Source organism: Paenibacillus sp. J31R120 (genome assembly GCF_056269225.1).
Map to the genome: position 1 here is coordinate 965,669 of NZ_JBWDNN010000001.1, position 18,785 is coordinate 984,453.

Genomic DNA, 18,785 nt, shown 5'->3' on the forward strand with positions numbered 1-18,785 from the left:
AGGGGAAATTTTTTTGACTCAACATATACAGCTTGAACTAATCGATGTCTCTTATGCGCCGATCTCATTGGCAAGTGAGCCGAGCGCAGATGTACTCGAGGATATTCATTTGACAGTGAATCGCGGCGAATGGATTACGATACTAGGTATGAACGGGAGCGGGAAGAGCACGCTTCTGAAACTAGCAGGAGGTCTCATCCGTCAAGGCGTTCGGGGCAGCCTTCATAGAGCGGGCAGCCAGGGCGGGAAGCCGATACCGATTGTCATGCAGCAGCCAGACGCGGGTCTGGTTGGCTCCACGCCATGGGAGGACGTGGTCACCTTGCTGGAGCGGCAGGGGGCTCCAGCCGATGGCCTGGTTCTGCGCGCGGAGCAAGCGCTTAGGGAGGTTGGTCTTGAAGGCCGCATGCATCAGCCCCTCGATACGTTATCCGGTGGCCAGAAGCAGCTCGTAGCCATTGCAGGCTGTCTCGCGGCAGATGCTCCTATTCTGCTGCTCGACGAGATCACGGCGATGCTCGATCCGGGGATGACCGCGATCGTGTGCGGTCATGTCAGGCGCTTGCATCAGCAAGGAACGACCGTGCTTTGGATTACCCAGCGCCTGGAGGAGCTGCTTCCGGGGGATCGTACGCTCGTCTTGAAGGACGGCCGTATCGTATTCGAGGGCTCAGCCGGAGCTCTGTTCCGGCGCACAGCCTTGGAAGCCCCGGATAGTCCGGGAGAGCAGGAAGGTTTCGTGGCTCCTTATACGGTTAAGGTAGCGTGGGAGCTTGCGGCACAGGGGATTGAGCTTCCGTTCATTCCATTAACGGCGGTCCAGCTGGCAGAGGCGGTGACTGGCTATGGCCGCTGATTGGCAGTTGGACAAGATTAGTGTGTATGCTTCCGGGGTCACGGAGCAAGCGCTGCTGCAAGATGTGAGTATGCGTATAGAAGCGGGGAAGATTATACTGCTGCTGGGCCATAACGGAGCGGGGAAATCAACGCTGCTGGAGAGTCTGGCGGGCCTTCGTGAGCTGGGAAGCGGATCGATAAAGCTAGGAGAAGATTCCTTGTGGACGGAAAAGGGGAAGAAACGGCTTAACAGCGCCGTCATCCGCCGCATAGGCATTGCAATGCAGCAATCGGAAGCGCAATGGTTCGCTTCGTCCGTTAGGGAGGAGCTTGCTTTTACGTTGCGGCCTTACCGTATGGAAGGCCCGGAAGCGGATGCTCGCATGCAAGCGGCCATGAGCAGCATGGGGCTGGATGGTTCTCTCCTTGAACGAGACCCCTGGACGCTCAGCGGCGGCCAGCAGCGCAGGCTGGCCATCGCTTGTCTCCTGGCATGCGAACCGGATTGGCTGCTGCTGGATGAGCCAACGGCAGGTCTGGATACAGAGGGCATCCAGCGCTTGGTCAGCATGCTGTCGGATTATCGGGCGTCTGGTCGCGGAGCGATCGTAGTGACGAATGATCTTGAGGCGCTGCTGCCGATGGCAGATAGCTTGATCGTTATACGCGATGGCAGAGCATACGAAGCAGCTCCCGCTGAGGCGGCGCTGGCGCTTGGCGCAGCCTCGCCTCAAGCGCTACTTGCGGAAGCGACGCTTCAAGACAAGGGCTTACTGAGAGAGAGAAGCCCGATCCCCGCAACGAAGGGAATGGGTGATTCATTCTGGCAACGGCCGGAAGAGCTGGCCCGGCGCTTGGCTAGGGAGCTGCTGAGTAAGGAGACAGCGGCAGCTGCTGAACAGGTCCAACCGCAACCGGAAGCGAAATTTACTCATCCAATTGCACGCACTGGCAAACCAATTGAGCAATTATATAATTATGATACGGGGAGCGATACTGCTAGAAGGGCAAGTGAAAGGGATACGAATCGCATAAAACTTGAAGAAAAATTCGATCCCAGAGCGCTTGTCTCCGCTTATTTGATCCTGACGACAGGCTTTTTAACGCTCAATAGCTTGCCAAAACTTGCTGTTGGTGCGCTAGTTGCCGGTGCATGCATCCTGCCATTTCGCAAGCTGCTTATTCCGTTATTGCCAATCATACGAGGGTTTCTTTATTTTTCCCTTGCATTTATTCTGATCGGAGCAGTATCGTTGCAGCCGTTCGAGCTGCAATGGAGCAAGTCCGAGCCCCTCGCTATTAGAATGATTCAGCTATGGTTCATTATGATGCTCGGGATGCCGCTGCTCACGCTCATGTCACCGATTCGATTGCAGCGGGGACTGGAGCAAACATTCGGATGGATGACCAAGCTTCGAGTGCCGATTCATTCGCTTAGCTTGCTGGTTATGCTGATCTTTCGTTTTATTCCGCTGCTTATGAAAGAATGGGGCCGGTTCGCCAAGATTGTGAAGGCGCGCGGAAAGTCCACGGCAAGGGGAAGTGCCATTCCGCTTCGGCTGCTCCCCTATCTGTTCATTCCTTATATCCGTGCCATCCTTCGGATGGCAGAGAGCATGGCGGACGCCTTGGAGGCAAGGGGTTTCGGTCAGCATGCAATCCGTACGACTCAAGGCTTCAAGCTCTCTTTTACAAGCGCGGACGGGGGGCTGCTGCTTGCTGCCATTGCAGCTAGCGCAATATTGTTAGCTGCCCGATTCTGGTTGTAGCGTATGCATTCGGGCCAACCATCGATCTGCTTCGCCAATCCAATGACCTTCTGAATCGGCCTGCAGCGTATGCCAGCCTACAGCGGCGCCTTGGCGCAAATTCTTGTCCTGATCATCGATGAACAGGACGGGGGCCGAGGCTGGAAGCAAGCTGCTGGCGTAATCGTAGAGCTCTCGCTGGGGCTTGCTCATGCCGACTTGGCTGGAGATAGTGACGGTGGTCAGAAAAGGCCGGACCGGTTCTAGAATAGGATCGACCCAGGCAGACAGATGATTGCTTAATATATGAATGTCGGCGTGCTTGCTCCACTTTGGCAGCTTAAGCAAACCAGGCAGTGGGGTCAGGCTTTCCATCAGGATAGTCTGGCCCTGCAATGCGCTTATGGACGGAACCTGGGTGCCGATCCAATCCCAGAATTGAACCTCGGACCAATGTCCAATCCATAATCCCCGGCTGATTTCTTCTTTATATTTGGCATATAACAGCTCCACCGGAGACTCCGCTTGTTTGGCGACCTCATTCCAGAAGCGGGGCGACAGATTGGTCGCAAGCACGCCTCCGATATCCAGCATCAAGTGGGGACGCACGTGGCTTGCTGTTAGATTACCCTCATTTATTAAATCAGACATTTCTGTATTCAACCCCTTCCCATCTTCACTTTATCTTATTCATTCGTAGATTGTCACGCGGATGCCTGACTTTATGCGCTGCACTTAGCTGCTTTATGCTTAACTTCATTATGACGAAGCCTCAGCCAGGCTGGAACTTCAACCTATGTTGTTTCGTATATGGGATAGGTTGTAGACTATAGGTAACATAGCAATTATCTTTATATCCTATCGCAGAAAGAGGAGGCCTCCAAATGGAGCAAGAACAAACACAATCGAAGGGCAACAGATGGTTGAAGGAAATCAAGGACTGGACGCTGTCGCTGGGTATTGCAATTGTAGTTGCGCTGCTGTTCCAAAACTATGTGTACGCCCAAACCGAGGTACATAACATATCGATGCAGAACACGCTGGTAGAAGGCCAGCGGCTCATTGAGGACAAATGGTCGTACCGGTTCAACGATCCGAAGCCAGGCGATATCGTCATCATTAACGGACCGGAACATAAAGAAGGCCGTCTTGTGAAACGAATTATTGCCCTGCCCGGTCAAACGGTTGACATGAAGGACGGCTACGTATATGTCGACGGCGTGAAGCTGGAAGAGCCGTATGCGAAGGGGTTTACTTATCCTGAAATAGTCGAGATTCCTTTCACCGTGCCTGAAGGCCATGTCTTCGTCATGGGCGACAACCGCGAGTGGAGTAAGGACAGCCGAGCATTCGGAGCAGTAGCGCTCGATAGTTTGGAGGGCAAGGCGGTCTATCGGATTTGGCCGCTTGGCAAGTTCGGAGGTCTTCAATAGGCATTCCCGCTGAAACGTAATAATTTTGTAATAAAAGCGTTCAGTTTCGTTTAGAAATGGTCTTTATGATAGACGATAGGTGAAAACATTGATTTCATCGAATACACGGAGTGTGAAGCAGTGTCTATAAAGGTAAAGCTTTATATGTCTTACCTGGCCATGGCTTTTGTTCCGGTGATCCTGCTCATGCTGTTTATGCTTTTTATCTTCTTTGCCGGTGAGAGGCAGGATTTGCGGGAGTTTACCGACGCCAAACAGAACGAGAGCTTTAATCAGGCAATTATCTACGGGGAGTTGTCTTATGTCATTCGGGAAGATACGGCGAAGCTGGAGAATGAGGCGTTTCTGAAAGGGTTGCAGGAGCGGCTTATGGAACAGTGGGCCGGTTTTGTGCTTACCCGAAGCGGAGAGGTAACGGAGGTTTCGCCTTTTCTGCAGGAACTCTCACCAGATGAGGATTGGAAGGTGCTTGCCGACCAGCCTCCGGAGCAGATGTCCTTCAGACTTTATCGGTTCACTTCTCATGAGATTGAATTTGCTTACCCGGATGGAAGTCCGGGAACGATGGTCTTGTTCCATCGTGCGGAACCTGTCCCCATATTCTGGCATCCGCTCACACTGCTGGCAGGACTGCTTTTTGTCTGTCTGACGAGTCTGCTATTGACTTACTTTGTTTCCCGCAGCATCATCCGGCCGATTCAATCGCTGCGTACGGCAGCGCTCCGAATCAAGGAGGGGGATCTAACGCATGAGCTTCGCACGAGGAAGGCAAAGCTAGGCAAGCAGAATGAAGTCGACCAGCTTGGCTCCGCCTTCGAAGAGATGCGTATCCGGCTGAAACATTCCATTGAGCAGAGCTTGCAATATGAGGATAACCGAAAGCAGCTGTTATCGCATATCTCCCATGATCTGAAGACGCCGATCTCTGCAATCAAAGGATATGTGGAAGGCATTATGGACGGCATTGCCAATACCGATGAGAAGCGTGTGCGATATATGCATACCATCTATCGCAAGGCTACCGACATGGACCAACTGATCGACGAGCTGTTCCTCTTCTCAAAGCTGGATCTACAGAAGGTTGCTTACGACTTCAAGGTCGTCGATATTGGCCGATATGTGGAAGATTTCATGGGCGAGCAGCGCTTCGATCTGGAGAAGGCGGGCGTTGTCTTGAAGTTCGAGGACTTCTCCGAGGGAGGACTGCAGGTTGCGGCTGACCCTGATAAGCTGAATCGTGTATTCACGAACATCTTGAACAATTGCGTGAAGTATATGCAGCAGGATGTCGATGATCGGGAAGACGTGATTACGGTAAGGATAAGAAGAGAAGATGAACACGCCATCATCGAGATCGATGATACCGGTCCCGGGATCGACTTGGCAGATTTGCCTCATATCTTTGACGGCTTCTATCGGGCGGAGCAGTCCCGAAACTCAGAGACCGGCGGCAGCGGGCTGGGACTTGCCATCGTCAAGCAGATGACGGAGGGGCATGGCGGCTTTGTCTGGGCGGAGAACTTGCCGGAGGGAGGAGCGCGCTTCTGCATCAAGCTTCCCCTCAGAACGGCAATCAAGGCGGTGAACGAGCATGAAGAACATATTGATCATTGAAGATGAGAAATCGATCGCCGAGCTCGAACGCGATTATTTGGAAAGTCATGGATATCAAGTGCAGATTGAAGGCAGGGGCGATATCGGCCTGCAGCTGGCGCTTGATGGCAACTATGATCTGATTATCGTGGATGTGATGCTGCCGAAGCTTGATGGCTTTGAGATTTGCCGTGAGATTCGGGTGCGTCAGAACACCCCGATTATTATGGTGACATCCAAGAAGGAAGATATAGACAAGATAAGAGGACTGGGGCTTGGAGCCGATGATTATATGACGAAGCCATTCAGTCCCAGTGAGCTTGTAGCACGTGTCAAAGCCCATCTTTCGCGCTATGAGAGGTTGACGGCTGATAAGTCAAGCCTTGGGCAGCATATCCAAATTCGCGGCCTTACGATTGATAAGGAGGCGCGGCGCGTCACCATACATGACGAAGAGGCTATGTTGACCACCAAAGAGTACGAGCTATTGCTGCTTCTTGCGTCCCATCCCAATCGCGTATTTGAGAAGGAGAAGCTGTTCGAGCGGATTTGGGGGCTTGATTCCAATGGCGATGCGGCCACGGTAACCGTCCATATCCGGCGGCTTCGCGAGAAAATCGAGCACGACCCGTCCAATCCCCAATATATCGAGACGATCTGGGGCGTTGGTTATCGGTTTAAGGTATAGCAGAAAGAGAGATAGAAGACGAGGAGTGGAGAGCATTGAAAAGTGTTATTAAGTTTTCATTGAACAACAAGTTCGCACTGTGGATCATGACTCTCATCATCCTGTTCTCCGGTCTATACGCCGGCACGAGCATGAAGATGGAGACGATTCCGGATATTACGATTCCGATCGTCAGCGTAACGACGGTATATCCGGGCGCGGCCCCGGAAGAAGTGATGGAGAAGGTTACGAAGCCAATCGAGCAAAGAACGCGTAATTTGAGCGGCGTTAATAATGTATCCTCGACCTCCTTCGAGAATGCTTCCTCCGTCGTCATCGAATATACGTACGAGACCGATATGGACAAGGCAGCCGAAGAGGTGAAGAGCCTTCTGTCGGAGCTGAAGTTTCCGGAAGGCGTTCAGGCGCCTGGTGTCTCCCGCATCAGCATGAATGCGTTCCCGGTGCTGTCGCTCAGCTTGTCGAATGACGGGCTGGAGCTGGATCAGCTGACCAAGCAAGTAACGGAAAATATTTTGCCTCGTCTGGAAGGCCTTGACGGCGTAGCGGATGTACAGATTTCCGGACAAAACATCATGGAAGGCGAATTGGCTTTCAACGCTGAAGCTTTGGCTGCAACGGGCTTGACCGAGGATGCTGTGAAGGGCATCATTCAAGCTTCCGCGCTTTCTGTGCCGCTTGGCATCTTCGAATTCGGCGATACCGAGAAGTCGATTCTGGTAGACGGCAACATCGTAACCGAAACGGATCTGAACAACCTTGTGCTGCTTCCAGGCGTGAAGCTAAGCGATGTTGCGGATCTGAAGATTACCGGCAAAGCGGAGTCCGTATCCCGCACGAACGGCAAAAACGCAATCGGCATCAGCATTGTCAAGTCAGCCGACGCCAATACAGTCGATGTCGTCAATCGGGTGAAGGATAACATCAAAGAGCTGGAAGAAGCGAACGAAGGGCTGACGATTACGGTTGCGTTCGACCAAGGCGAGCCGATCGAAGCATCCGTTCATACGATGCTGAGCAAAGCACTGATTGGTGCGCTGGCGGCTGTCATTATCATCCTGTTGTTCCTGCGCAATATTCGCTCAACTATTATATCCGTCGTATCCATCCCATTGTCGATTCTGATGGCGATGCTTGCGCTTAAGCAGATGGATATTACGCTGAACATTATGACACTTGGCGCGATTACCGTTGCGATCGGCCGCGTCATCGATGATTCCATTGTCGTCATCGAGAATATATACCGAAGAATGTCTCTCTCCAGCGAGAAACTGAAGGGCAAGGACCTCATTCTGGAAGCAACGCGGGAAATGTTCGTGCCGATTATGGCTTCTACGGTCGTAACAGTAGCCGTATTCCTGCCGCTCGGATTCGTATCCGGCATGGTCGGGGAAGTGTTCATGCCATTTGCGCTGACTGTCGTATTCGCCTTGGCAGCATCGCTCGTCGTCGCGGTTACGGTCGTGCCGATGATGGCGCATATGATGTTCCGCAACGGACTTAAGGCCAATCAAATTCATGAAGATAAACCTGGACGCCTGGCGCTTTGGTACAAGAAAGTGCTGCGCTGGACACTGGATCATAAGTTCGTCACCTTTGCAGCAGCCGTGCTGCTTCTTGTAGGCAGCTTGTTCCTGGCTCCTATAGTCGGCTTCAGCTTCTTGCCGGCCGATGAGCAGAAGTCGATGATTATTACGTATAGCCCTGCTCCTGGTGAGACTCGCGACCAAGTAGAGAAAGTCGCGCTGGCGGCTGAGAGGGTTTTGATGGAACGCGAAGGGATCTCCGTCGTGCAATACGCGGTAGGCGGACAAAATCCGATGAGCCCAGGCGCTTCCAAATCGGGATTGTTCAACCTTTCCTATAACAAAGATTTCAAAGGTTTCACAGAAGAAAAAGAAAAAATCGTTCCGCTGCTGCGCGAGCTTGGCGGACAAGGCGAATGGAAGGAGCAGGACTTCTCCGGCGGCCTTGGCGGTTCAACCATTACGATGAACGTATATGGTCCAGATATGAAGGCGTTGCAGCCTGTCGTTGATGATCTGATGGCCAAGCTTGGTGAAAATTCGGATCTGAAAAAAATCAGCTCCAGCTTGTCCGAGACCTATGATCAATATCGTATCGTCGCTGATCGCGACAAGCTAAGCCAATATGGGCTGACAGCAGGTCAGGTCGCCATGGCGCTGAGTCCTGTGCGTGAGCGTCCGCTTCTGACAACAATTGAGAAGGACGGGGAAGACATTAATGTCTACCTGCAAGTTGAGGAGAAAACGTACCGCAATCTGTCCGATCTGGAAAATGTGATGATCATGTCGCCGCTTGGCATGGAAGTTGCTCTGAAGGATCTGGTGAAGATTGAAGAAAGTGAATCTCCGAACACGATTACGCGTCTGAACGATCGAATCTATGCATCGGTATCCGCTGATGTAGCGGCATCCAATGTAGGCGCAGTATCTGCAAACATTCAGAAAACAATCGACAGCATGAAGCTTCCGGGCAACGTCAATATCGACATGGGCGGCGTTACGGAGCAAATGAACGAGACATTCTCGCAGCTTGGCATGGCGATTCTGGCGGCAATAGCGGTCGTATATCTCGTGCTGGTGCTGACGTTCGGCGGAGGACTGACGCCGCTGACGATTCTGTTCTCGCTTCCGTTCACCGTTATCGGCGCTATGCTGGGCTTGCTTGTTACGGGCGAGACCATTAGTGCAACTGCACTTATCGGGGCTCTAATGCTCATCGGTATCGTCGTCACGAACGCAATTGTATTGATCGACCGCGTCATTCACAAAGAGAATGAAGGGCTCACGGTTCGTGAAGCGCTTCTGGAAGCCGGCGTAACGCGTCTGCGTCCGATTCTGATGACAGCGATCGCAACTGTCGGAGCTTTGCTTCCGCTCGCATTCGGCTTCGAATCCGGGGGCTTGATCTCCAAAGGCATGGCCGTTACCGTTATCGGCGGCTTGACGAGCTCGACGCTGCTTACGCTCATTATCGTACCGATCGTCTATGAATTCCTGAATCGGAAAAAAGCGAAAAAAGGCGCTGCAGCGCTAACAAAATCCTAATAGGAAGTATTGAGATTGCAGCCCTGTGGATAATCGTCCACGGGGCTGCTTTTTTGATATAATGACTGTGGAATAAACGGGAATGAATGAGATCATTTTTATCACGGATAGATAGGGAGAGTGGCAACAGAATGAATCCGCAATCGACTAAAATAGGCTTTATTGGAACAGGTGTCATGGGCGGCAGCATGGCGAGCCACGTACAGCAAGGAGGTTACGAGGTTCATATTTATACGCGTACGAAGGAAAAGGCGCTTCCGCTTATCGAGCAGGGCTTGATCTGGCAGGAAACGCCATCCGATCTGGCACGGGTCTGCGACGTTATTGTGACGATGGTCGGTTATCCGTCCGACGTGGAAGAGCTGTATCTGGGGCCGTCCGGCCTGATTAACTCCGCTCGCAGCGGGACGTACTTTATTGATATGACAACCTCCAGTCCGGCTTTGGCAAGACGCATCTATGATGCGGCTAAGGCGCGCGGCATGCATGCGCTGGATGCTCCCGTATCGGGCGGAGATATCGGGGCGCGCAATGCGGCGCTGACCATTATGGCTGGCGGCGATCGCGAGGACTATGAAGCGGTGCTGCCGATCTTGTCACGAATGGGTAAGCAGATGCTGCTGCAAGGCGCAGCCGGAGCTGGCCAGCATACGAAGATGGCCAATCAGATTGCGATTGCCTCTACGATGATTGGCGTATGCGAAGCGCTTATCTATGCAAAGAATGCCGGGCTTGATCTGGACAATGTCCTCCAGAGCATAAGCGCCGGAAGCGCAGGCAGCTGGTCACTCAGCAATCTGGCGCCGCGCATCGTTGCCGGGAACTTTGAACCGGGCTTTTATGTGAAGCATTTTATTAAGGATATGGGCATTGCGCTTGATGCTGCAGCGGAGATGGACATAGAGCTGCCTGGCTTGGCGCTTGCCAGAGAGCTATACCAGCGAATTGCTGACACGGGACTGGGAGATAAAGGAACTCATGCGCTCTACAAAGCTTGGGACTAGCGGCCGAATCCGTTCATTTGTGACTAATAGTGATATACCGCTATGACTAAACAACGGCTTGCCTGGTTAAACTAACCACAACTCTGCCAATTTGGCGTAAGATAGGGAGATGGTTTTCGATTATAGGCCAGGTGGTTGTGAAAGCGATATTCCTGCTTCTGAGCATTGCGAACCCGGATGCACAAGTGTTCGCCGATCCTGCTGCTGTCGTTCAAGCTGCCGCCCCGGCATATGCGAAGTGGGGCAAGCTTGCGATGGAAGAGACAACCAAAGCTTATCGCGGAGCTTCCATTGTAGATTATAAGTATGAAGGAAGGTTCAGTGGAGCTGAGGGAGTAGCGGAGGAACGATTTCTGCTGTGGCTGCGACAGGAAGGCCGTGAATTCGGAGTCCGTATAACGTTAACGATACAGACGGAGTCGGAGAATCTGCTGACTGTTAAGCTTATGGAGATGAACTAAATAAGGCTCGCATTGAAATAGATAAGACAGATGGATGGGATAACACTCTTGCGTATGACATGAATTAAAGGACCATACTGTAACCAATGAAATAATGTGCAAACGTACAATTGGCATGCTCCTCTTCTATTCAAAGGAGCATGCCTTTTGCCGTTTTTAGCTATTAACGAAGTTTTCTGGTTTCGAGTTGATTTCCTGAACGATCTTGTCCACGGCCTCCCAAGCCTGATCGAAGGTGAATATGCCCATGGAGACGGCCTCGAATTGTCCTCGGAACACATCAACTAGTGCTTGCTCTGCCGGTTGGGTTAATTGAACAGCAGACATTGACATTGTTCCGGATGAGCCGGTTGCAAGAAGAGGATCCAGCGGAAAGTCTCCAATATCGAGATGCTCCGAATAGGTGACGAACCCTTCGGCTAGGTTATCGGAGGCGATGCGTTCCGCTGCCTCCTTGCTCATCAGATACTTCACAATATCCCACGCTTCTTCGCTGTAAGGGCTTTCAGCATGAATCGAGAGCCTTGTAGAAGTATAGACGGAGCTGCTCCATTGGCTGGAGGGATCTTTTGGCAATTCGATGAGTGCCCAATCGTCGGATGTTTCGTTATTTTTTAAGATGTTTTTGAGATAGGAAGCCCTGCCAATATATAGTCCTGTACGAGTCAGATTAGGGTTGTTAGTAATCATCTGCTGAGATTTGATCGTGTTCTTGAACGTATCCTCGAACAGCTGCTCGAACAATTGACGCCATTCGATATTATTAATCATGAGCTGATTATTTTCAATTCGCTGCAAGCCTAGTATGTTCTCTCCTACCCAGGAGTAGGAATAATACCAATCGCGATTGATCTTATATCCGGTGGCGGAGGAGTCCTTGGCCTGAATAGCCAAAGCCGATTGGCGGAATTGATCCCAAGTCATCGGGGAGATCGGTTCCGTTATGCCCAGCTCACGGTATAGCTTGCGATTGACAAATAGCAGTTCACGGTCGAATGTCGGGCTTAATGCGGTCAGCTTGCCTTTTGCATTGAGCTGGCTTTCCGTAAATTGCTTCTGGATGTCGTTTAACTCGACGCGGTCGCGTGTCAATAGAGGCGCCATGTCAAGCAGCGGGTAATCTTCGATATAATAATCCGGGGGCATATTCATATGAAAATCCGGCTTCTCCTCTTCGATAATTTCAACCAGACGCTCATCCCATTTATCCAACTCAATTTCTTCTTTTACCATCTGTCTATACACATCGATAACCTGAAAGCTAATGTGTGGAAACTTTTCATTTAAAAGCGGCATATAGAGCGGGAAGTCTTGGGACGACGCCAATACCTTCATTGTAATCTCTTTTTTTTCTTCCTTGCCAATGCCAATTGCTGAGCAGCCTTGCAGGAGAAGGGCCAGCAGAAGCAAAGCGGAAAACCAGTTAAATTTTGCCGATTTCATTTATATTCGTTCCCCCTGTGTATGTATTTTTTCACAAGCCTATGTCCTGTAGCGGCTGCGCTAATAGATTAGAAATAAAAATAGCAGCAAATACATGGAAAAGTATAAAGTTTCATTTATTTATATAAAAATAAGCATCATCTCCTTTTATTCAAATAATTGTATATTTCTAAAATAACCCAGTATACTATTTTCGTCAATCTATACCACCGTGCAAATATAGCTCTGATCTTTTCCGTAGTCTGCATGGCATCCATCTAAACTTTGGCAAATAAAGCAACCATTCCTCTCCCATATTCGTTACAATTAATAACAGAACATAGAATAGAAATGAGGGTGTCCGCGTGAAAAGTAGATGGAAGCGGCTCATTGCATGGCATACGGCAATGATGATGGCGTGCGTACTGATTACGGCTGTATACATACCGAAGGCTGCAGCAGCAGGCGAAGACGGAGGAATCGCCATTCAGAAGAAGGTTGGCTTTCAAGGCTCGTATAAGCAGAACAAATGGTATCCGGTCAGTGTGACTATGACCAATCATACAGGCGAAGACAAATCAGGCGAAGCCGTATTGTCCGTGATTAACTCTCAGGGCATTACGACTGATCTTGTGGTGCCTGTTGATCTTCCTGTCGGCTCGCCCGTAGAGGTTTCATTTGCGCTGCCGGGTAACGTACTGAACAAGGATTCAAGTCTGATCCGGTTTTTCGAAGGATCATACAAGAGCGGCAAGGCTGTGCCGATCATCGGAGTGGACACGCTGGAGGGGCGAGCGATTGGAGGATCTGTAATCGGCGTCGTCTCGCGCGATCCCGATACGCTTAACTTTATGCCGACCTTGAACCTTAAGGGCTATGAGATTAAGGTAATTCCCTTAACTCCTGAAGAGCTGCCGTCAGACTCGGTTATGCTTGATATGCTCGACGTGTTGGTTATTAACGACATGCCGACTGCCGAATGGAATAAGTCATCTGTGCAAGCCATCAAGGATTGGGTCGTGAAAGGCGGAACGCTTGTGCTGTCGGGCGGAGCCGGTTATGCTAAATCGTCGGAAGCGTTCCGTGATATTGCTGCAGTCGAGGCGACCGGTCTGGCCAAATTGGAACATGCGGATGTACTTGCCGCTTCTGGCGGCGGCGCGGAGCTGAAGCTGGAACAGCCGATTACCGTTTCAAGCGGCCGAATTGTGGCGGGCACGATTGAGATGGCGGATGGAAGCTTACCTCTAGCCGTCAACCGGGAGGTAGGCTTTGGCTCCGTCCTCTATGTGGCTTTTGATCCTTCCCTGTCGCCGCTTGCGGCTTGGCCGGGAAGTGCTACGCTGTGGTCCAAGTTTTTGAAGGACTCTTTATCCAATCCGTTAGGCACAGGCGGCAGCCGGGTCAGCGTGTCTTTCTACAGCGATTTGCAAGGCACCCTGAATTCGGCGATTGACCAATTCCCTTCGATTAAGCCGCCGTCCTTTCCGCTGCTGCTACTGATGTTTGGATTATACGTGCTGATTGTCGCGCCGCTGCTGTACGGAGTGCTGGTCAAGACGGATCGCAGGGAATGGGCATGGTGGCTCATCCCTTCCGTCTCTATTATTACGGGAGTTCTCGTCTTTTTCATTGGAGCGGGAGACAAGCGCAGCACGCAGTCGCATACCATAGAAGTTATTGAAATGTCAGTGGACGGCCGTTCGGTTATTTCGGGAGCGACGGCCATATTCAATCCGACAGGCGGGACAGTAACCGCAGAATTCGGCGAGAACCGGCCGCTCGGCATGTATTCCGACAACAACTGGGTCAGCATGCTGCAACTGAACGGCAATTTTCAAATCATCGACCGGACAGACAGCGTCCAGGCGGTATGGCGTTCCGTTCCTTATTGGTCGACCCGCAAGCTGTGGATGGAGCGTGTGGTCGCAAGTCCCGGAGGGAACGGAGGAATCAAGTCGGAGTACTTGGAGGAGAATGGTTCTATCCAGGTTGTTGTGACCAATGAGACCGGAACCGATCTGACCCGCGTATCAATGCTCTTGAACGGGCAAGTGAAGTCGATCGGGGATTTGAAAGCAGGGGAAAGCTCTACGATAAGCAATATAAGCTATAACATGCCGCCGGTTATTGGAAGCTACTACGATTATTCGGGGATGATTTTCCCTTATGGCACCGTCGGCGGCGTCAAGGATGAATGGCAGCGGGAGCGCGAAGTAATACGCGGCTATTTCGATCATTTGAATAGCCTTCCGTCAATGTCTGCGCCGGTCATTGTCGGCTTCAGCAAGGATCATGAGAGCGGCTATAAGGTAAGCGGGAGCAAAGTGAAATCGGATAATCTGAAAATGTGGGTGCAGGAGCTGCTGCCGATCAATCGGATTGGAGACCGTGTATTTGTTCCTGCCGGCGTTATCAAGCCGCTAATTACTTCAAGCAGTTTGCAAGTGCTGCAAGGCTACGGCAACGGTGTGATGCAGGTAGGCGCGGGCACGGCTGAGTTGGAGTATATGATTCCCAGTGGCGAGCGAATCGCCTATGACAAGCTGGATATTCAATTTGCGCAAGGGTTTGGCAACGCGGGTGTGGATTGGAGCATCTGGCATGAAGCCGCTGGCGAGTGGAGACTGATTCAGGGCGATCTTGGCGCACCAAACGAATATATAACGGAGCAAGGAACGATTCGAATCAAGCTTGATGTGCAGAATCAGACGGAAACCGTATTTCCTCACGTTGTCCTGGAAGGAGAGGAGCTGAGCTCATGAATGAACAGAGGGCGGAATTAAACGTTAATACGGGCGAGGAAGAACTCTTCCAGAAAGGGCAGCCCATGATTGAGATACGCGGTTTGGCGAAGCACTTCGGCAGCTTCCAAGCGCTCAAAGGGATTGATCTGACGATTGCCAAAGGAACGGTATTCGGGTTTGTCGGGCCTAATGGAGCAGGCAAATCGACCACGATGTCGATACTCGCTACATTGATGGCGCCTAGCTCCGGCTATGCCAAGGTTGACGGCTTCGATGTCATGCAGCATCCTCACGAAGTGAGGAAGAGGATTGGCTACATGCCGGATTTCTTCGGTGTATATGATCAGTTCAAGACGGTTGAATATTTGCATTTCTACGGAGCCAGCTATGGCATTCCGAAGGCGGAGCGTGAAGCGCTTATCCCTCAGCTGCTTGAGCTGGTGAATCTGAGCGATAAGAAGGACGCTTATGTCGATACGCTGTCGCGCGGCATGAAGCAGAGGCTTTGCCTCGCCCGCTGCCTGGTGCATGATCCCGAGCTATTGATTCTGGATGAGCCGGCATCCGGTCTAGATCCGCGTGCCAGAATCGAGATGCGCGAAATATTGAAAGAATTGAAAGCGATGGGGAAGACAATTATTATTTCGTCGCATATTCTGCCGGAGCTTGCGGAGATGGTCGACGAAATTGGCGTTATCGAGCACGGCTCCATGGTTGCGGTAGGTAATGTGGCAGATATCCAGAACAGGCTGCGCGTCAAGCGCTTCCTGCATGTCCGCCTGATAGGCCGGGAGGAGGAGGCCGAGCAGTTCCTGCGCGAACAGCCGTATGTCAATCAGCTGCTCCGGGACGAGAGCGGCTGGCAAATTCACTTTGGCGGGCATGACGAAGAGCAGGCGGCTTTGCTGGCATCGCTTATGGCAGCCGGCTTCCGTGTCGTCTCCTTCAGCGAGGCACAGACGAATCTGGAGGATGTGTTCCTGGAGATTACCCGGGGAGGAGGCGGAATCGAATGAGAAACGGCGAGACAAGAGGCTGGTTAGGCAGGTTCAATCCCATTAATCCGGTATTGGACAAAGAATTTCGTCTGCGCATGAGAACGCCTAGGGCGATGTGGACGTTGTTTTTCTATTTGATCGCGATCGGTTTATTGGCATTCGCGGCAATTTATTTGACCCAGGAGATGTCCGGGCGCGGCGGTGTAGCCTTTAATCCTGAGCAAAGCAAGGTGCTCTTCTATTTCCTCGCTATGGCTCAGCTTGGCCTGGTGGCATTCATGGCGCCGGGGCTTACCGCTGGGGTTATAAGCGGAGAACGCGAGAAGCAGACGCTGAATTTGCTGCTGACGACGCAGCAAAGCTCAGCTACCATTATTATTAGCAAGCTGTTGTCCTCTCTTGGCTTTATGGTGCTGATCGTGTTCAGTACGATTCCGATTTACAGCATGGTGTTTTTGTACGGCGGCATATCTCCGAAGCAGATGGTGCTGGTCTTTCTATTTTATTTGTTCATTATGCTGGTGCTAGGCTCCTTTGGCATCTTTTTCTCTACCTTGCTGAAGAAGACCATGCTTTCGGTTATTTCCACTTATGGAGTCACGTTGTTCCTGTTTGTTGGAACGGCGATTCTCTATTTTATCATGATGAATGTGACATCGAATTACTATTACGCCCAGCCTTCTGGAGCGGCGTCCAATTACAGCTGGGTTGGCCATATTCTTGCGTGGAATCCGGCAGCGGCGCTCTACAGCATTCTTGATCCTTCGATTTCGGATGAAGTGTTTAGGTCGGGCCGGTACGGCGGTCAAGTCGGCAGGGGCGCGCCGATGCCGCTGTGGCTGGAATTTATGCTCATCTATTCGGTGCTTTCGGCTGCCGCATTATGGATCGCGATCCGGAACCTGCGGCCAACGTCAAGAAGGAGATAACCCAGTACAGGGAGGAGAGGAATGAGGATGGCAGGGAAATCCTTAATGGAACAGTTGAAGCCCGTCCGCAGACGCTTGACATGGTTCAGGCTGCGGCGCATGGTTTTGAGTGGCTTGCTTGCGGGAAGCATGGCGGGCTTGCTTGTGCTAGGCGCTGCGAGATTGTGGCCTCTCCTTCATGCAGTTATCCTTTGCCTCTCTTTTGTGCTAGCGGGTCTTCTGGCAGGCGTGTGGTTTGGATTATGGAGAAGCGTATCGGAGAAGGAAGCGGCAAGGGAAATGGACAAATCCGATACGGAAGACGCTATTGTGACAGCGCTTGACGGGCTGGACGCTTATGAGGTGGAAGAGGAGCCAGTCATTGTCCGGCTCCAGCGCGAGGAAGCGACACTGGCTGCCGGTCGGTATGTCTCCGAGCTTAAAGAGCGGTTGCCATGGCCTTCATGGCGCACGGTTCGGCCCGTTATATTCGGTCTGGCGGTGGTGTGGGCGGGAATCGTCTTATTGCTGTTGATTCCGAATCCGCTGCAGGAATTGGCAGAAGCGCAAGCGGAGATTCAATCCTCGGTTGCCGAGCTGGAACAGGACGTGCAAGGATTGGAAGATGAGCTGGAGAATCTGGAGCTGCCGCAAGGTGCAAAGGAAGAGATATTGAAGCCGCTTGATGAGCTTCGCAAGGAGCTGGCGTCCGGCGGCATGAAGCCTGCAGAGGCACTGGAGAAGCTTGCGGAAGCGATGCGGGGGCTGGAGCGGGCTGCTGACACGGCCAAGGAAGCTGTTCAGCGACTGGATGCCGTTGCAGAAGCGATGAGCGGTCAGCCGCAGCTGAGGCCGCTGGGCGCGGCGCTGCAGGATCATGACTCGGCGGCGGTGTCTCAGGCGATTGATGATGTTCGCTCCAGCCTGAAGCAGCTTACCGATGCGGAGCGTGAACAGCTGGCTCAAGCGCTGGAGAAGCTGGCAGAGCAATGGTCTCAGGAGCAAGGCAATCGTGCAGATGCGCTAGCGTCGGCTTTTGAAGAGGCGGCGAAGCAGGTTCGGGACAATGGCGAAGCAGACTCAGAAAGTGGCGATGCGCTTAGCGGGCTTGAAGAAGAACTCGGCCGAGAGCTGACGCAAGGGGAGCTGGAGCAGTTGGCACGGGAGATGGTCGAGCAGCTTGGCCGCAGCGGAGAAGCTATTGCCGACAGTATGCGCAGTCAAGGGGCTGGCCCATCCATTCCGTCGTCATGGGGCGGCGCCGCTTCAAGTGCCGGATCAGGAAGCCAAGGTTCGGCAGGCGGCCAGCCCGGCTCCGGTGGCAGCGGCGGTCAAGGGAATGGAAGCAGTTCGGGCAGCGAAGAGGGCACAGGCTCCTCCGGTAGCGGTCAAGGAACCGGCAGCGGATCGGCATCGGGAAGCGGTCAAGGAACTGGCAGCGGACCGGGATCAGGGAGCGGTCAAGGTGCTGGCAGCGGATCGGCATCGGGAAGCGGTCAAGGTGCTGGGAGCGGTTCGGGATCGGGAACCGGCCAAGGTACTGGCGGCGGCGCAGGGTCCGGTAATGGAGCCGGATTGGGAGCCGGCAGCCGGACGCTGGTAACGACACCCCGCACAATGGCTGGCCCAGGCGACGTCTACGTGGATGGCGGGCCGTCTACAGGCGGGCAGATCGAACAAGGCGGACAGTCTCCGATGATTGACGGGTTGACTCGGCCATATGAAGAGGTATACAGCGAATACGCGGCGGAAGCCAAGCAATCGCTGGGCCGATCCTCGCTGCCGGCAAGCATGCAGGATAAAGTAAAACAATATTTTGACGAGATCCAGCCCAATCGCTAGATTGACTGATTGAATGATAGATTGAGATCGGAG

At 52.4% G+C, this 18,785-nt stretch carries 14 protein-coding genes; 12 read left to right on the top strand and 2 right to left on the bottom strand.

The annotated features are described in order from the left end of the window. Positions 1 to 13: 13 nt before the first annotated feature. Together AC0YNW_RS04470 and AC0YNW_RS04475 are read left to right on the top strand one after the other, a co-directional pair. Positions 14 to 856 (top strand): energy-coupling factor ABC transporter ATP-binding protein, encoded by an 843-nt coding sequence (locus tag AC0YNW_RS04470; RefSeq protein WP_475830887.1) that lies wholly within the window; start codon positions 14 to 16, stop codon positions 854 to 856. Further along, a complete protein-coding gene (locus tag AC0YNW_RS04475; protein ID WP_475830888.1) occupies positions 846 to 2,606 on the top strand; it encodes an ATP-binding cassette domain-containing protein in 1,761 nt (586 codons plus the stop codon). The genes AC0YNW_RS04470 and AC0YNW_RS04475 overlap by 11 nt, the downstream gene beginning before the upstream one ends. On the opposite strand, the gene AC0YNW_RS04480 is transcribed toward AC0YNW_RS04475, so the two are convergent. Beyond that, positions 2,583 to 3,236 carry an HAD family hydrolase gene (locus tag AC0YNW_RS04480; RefSeq protein ID WP_475830889.1) on the bottom strand — a complete coding sequence of 218 codons (654 nt, stop codon included), beginning with the start codon at positions 3,234 to 3,236 and terminating at the stop codon, positions 2,583 to 2,585. The two genes, AC0YNW_RS04475 and AC0YNW_RS04480, sit on opposite strands and share 24 nt — an antisense overlap. Positions 3,237 to 3,469: 233 nt before the next feature. On the opposite strand from AC0YNW_RS04480, the gene lepB reads away from it, so the two are divergent. The 6 genes from lepB to AC0YNW_RS04510 all read left to right on the top strand — a co-directional run bounded on the left by lepB (position 3,470) and on the right by AC0YNW_RS04510 (position 10,835). After that, positions 3,470 to 4,018 carry a signal peptidase I gene (gene lepB / locus AC0YNW_RS04485; protein WP_475830890.1) on the top strand — a complete coding sequence of 183 codons (549 nt, stop codon included), beginning with the start codon at positions 3,470 to 3,472 and terminating at the stop codon, positions 4,016 to 4,018. A 120-nt stretch (positions 4,019 to 4,138) separates the two neighbouring features. After that, positions 4,139 to 5,632 carry a sensor histidine kinase gene (locus AC0YNW_RS04490; protein ID WP_475830891.1) on the top strand — a complete coding sequence of 498 codons (1,494 nt, stop codon included), beginning with the start codon at positions 4,139 to 4,141 and terminating at the stop codon, positions 5,630 to 5,632. Beyond that, a complete protein-coding gene (locus AC0YNW_RS04495) occupies positions 5,610 to 6,299 on the top strand; it encodes a response regulator transcription factor (protein WP_387474892.1) in 690 nt (229 codons plus the stop codon). Before AC0YNW_RS04490 ends, AC0YNW_RS04495 begins: the two co-directional genes overlap by 23 nt. A gap of 35 nt (positions 6,300 to 6,334) precedes the next feature. After that, a complete protein-coding gene (locus AC0YNW_RS04500; protein ID WP_475830892.1) occupies positions 6,335 to 9,370 on the top strand; it encodes an efflux RND transporter permease subunit in 3,036 nt (1,011 codons plus the stop codon). A 131-nt stretch (positions 9,371 to 9,501) separates the two neighbouring features. After that, positions 9,502 to 10,374, top strand: a complete 873-nt coding sequence (locus AC0YNW_RS04505; RefSeq protein WP_475830893.1) for an NAD(P)-dependent oxidoreductase — start codon at positions 9,502 to 9,504, stop codon at positions 10,372 to 10,374. Between the two features lie 137 nt (positions 10,375 to 10,511). Continuing rightward, positions 10,512 to 10,835 (top strand): DUF3889 domain-containing protein, encoded by a 324-nt coding sequence (locus AC0YNW_RS04510; RefSeq protein ID WP_475830894.1) that lies wholly within the window; start codon positions 10,512 to 10,514, stop codon positions 10,833 to 10,835. A 156-nt stretch (positions 10,836 to 10,991) separates the two neighbouring features. Here the strand turns inward: AC0YNW_RS04510 and AC0YNW_RS04515 are convergent, their stop codons facing one another. Next, positions 10,992 to 12,278, bottom strand: a complete 1,287-nt coding sequence (locus AC0YNW_RS04515; RefSeq protein ID WP_475830895.1) for an ABC transporter substrate-binding protein — start codon at positions 12,276 to 12,278, stop codon at positions 10,992 to 10,994. A gap of 344 nt (positions 12,279 to 12,622) precedes the next feature. Here AC0YNW_RS04515 and AC0YNW_RS04520 point away from each other — a divergent pair, with 344 nt between their 5' ends. The 4 genes from AC0YNW_RS04520 (at position 12,623) to AC0YNW_RS04535 (ending at position 18,752) form a co-directional block, all read left to right on the top strand. Beyond that, the gene (locus AC0YNW_RS04520) at positions 12,623 to 15,022 is read left to right on the top strand and encodes a hypothetical protein (RefSeq protein WP_387474902.1); all 2,400 of its coding nucleotides are present in this window, start codon (positions 12,623 to 12,625) and stop codon (positions 15,020 to 15,022) included. 65 nt (positions 15,023 to 15,087) lie between these two features. Then, positions 15,088 to 16,020 (top strand): ABC transporter ATP-binding protein, encoded by a 933-nt coding sequence (locus AC0YNW_RS04525; RefSeq protein ID WP_475831269.1) that lies wholly within the window; start codon positions 15,088 to 15,090, stop codon positions 16,018 to 16,020. Beyond that, the gene (locus tag AC0YNW_RS04530; RefSeq protein WP_475830896.1) at positions 16,017 to 16,931 is read left to right on the top strand and encodes an ABC transporter permease; all 915 of its coding nucleotides are present in this window, start codon (positions 16,017 to 16,019) and stop codon (positions 16,929 to 16,931) included. The genes AC0YNW_RS04525 and AC0YNW_RS04530 overlap by 4 nt, the downstream gene beginning before the upstream one ends. A gap of 27 nt (positions 16,932 to 16,958) precedes the next feature. Beyond that, entirely contained in the window at positions 16,959 to 18,752 is a 1,794-nt protein-coding gene (locus AC0YNW_RS04535; protein WP_475830897.1) for a hypothetical protein, read from the top strand. The last annotated feature ends 33 nt before the right edge of the window (positions 18,753 to 18,785 follow it).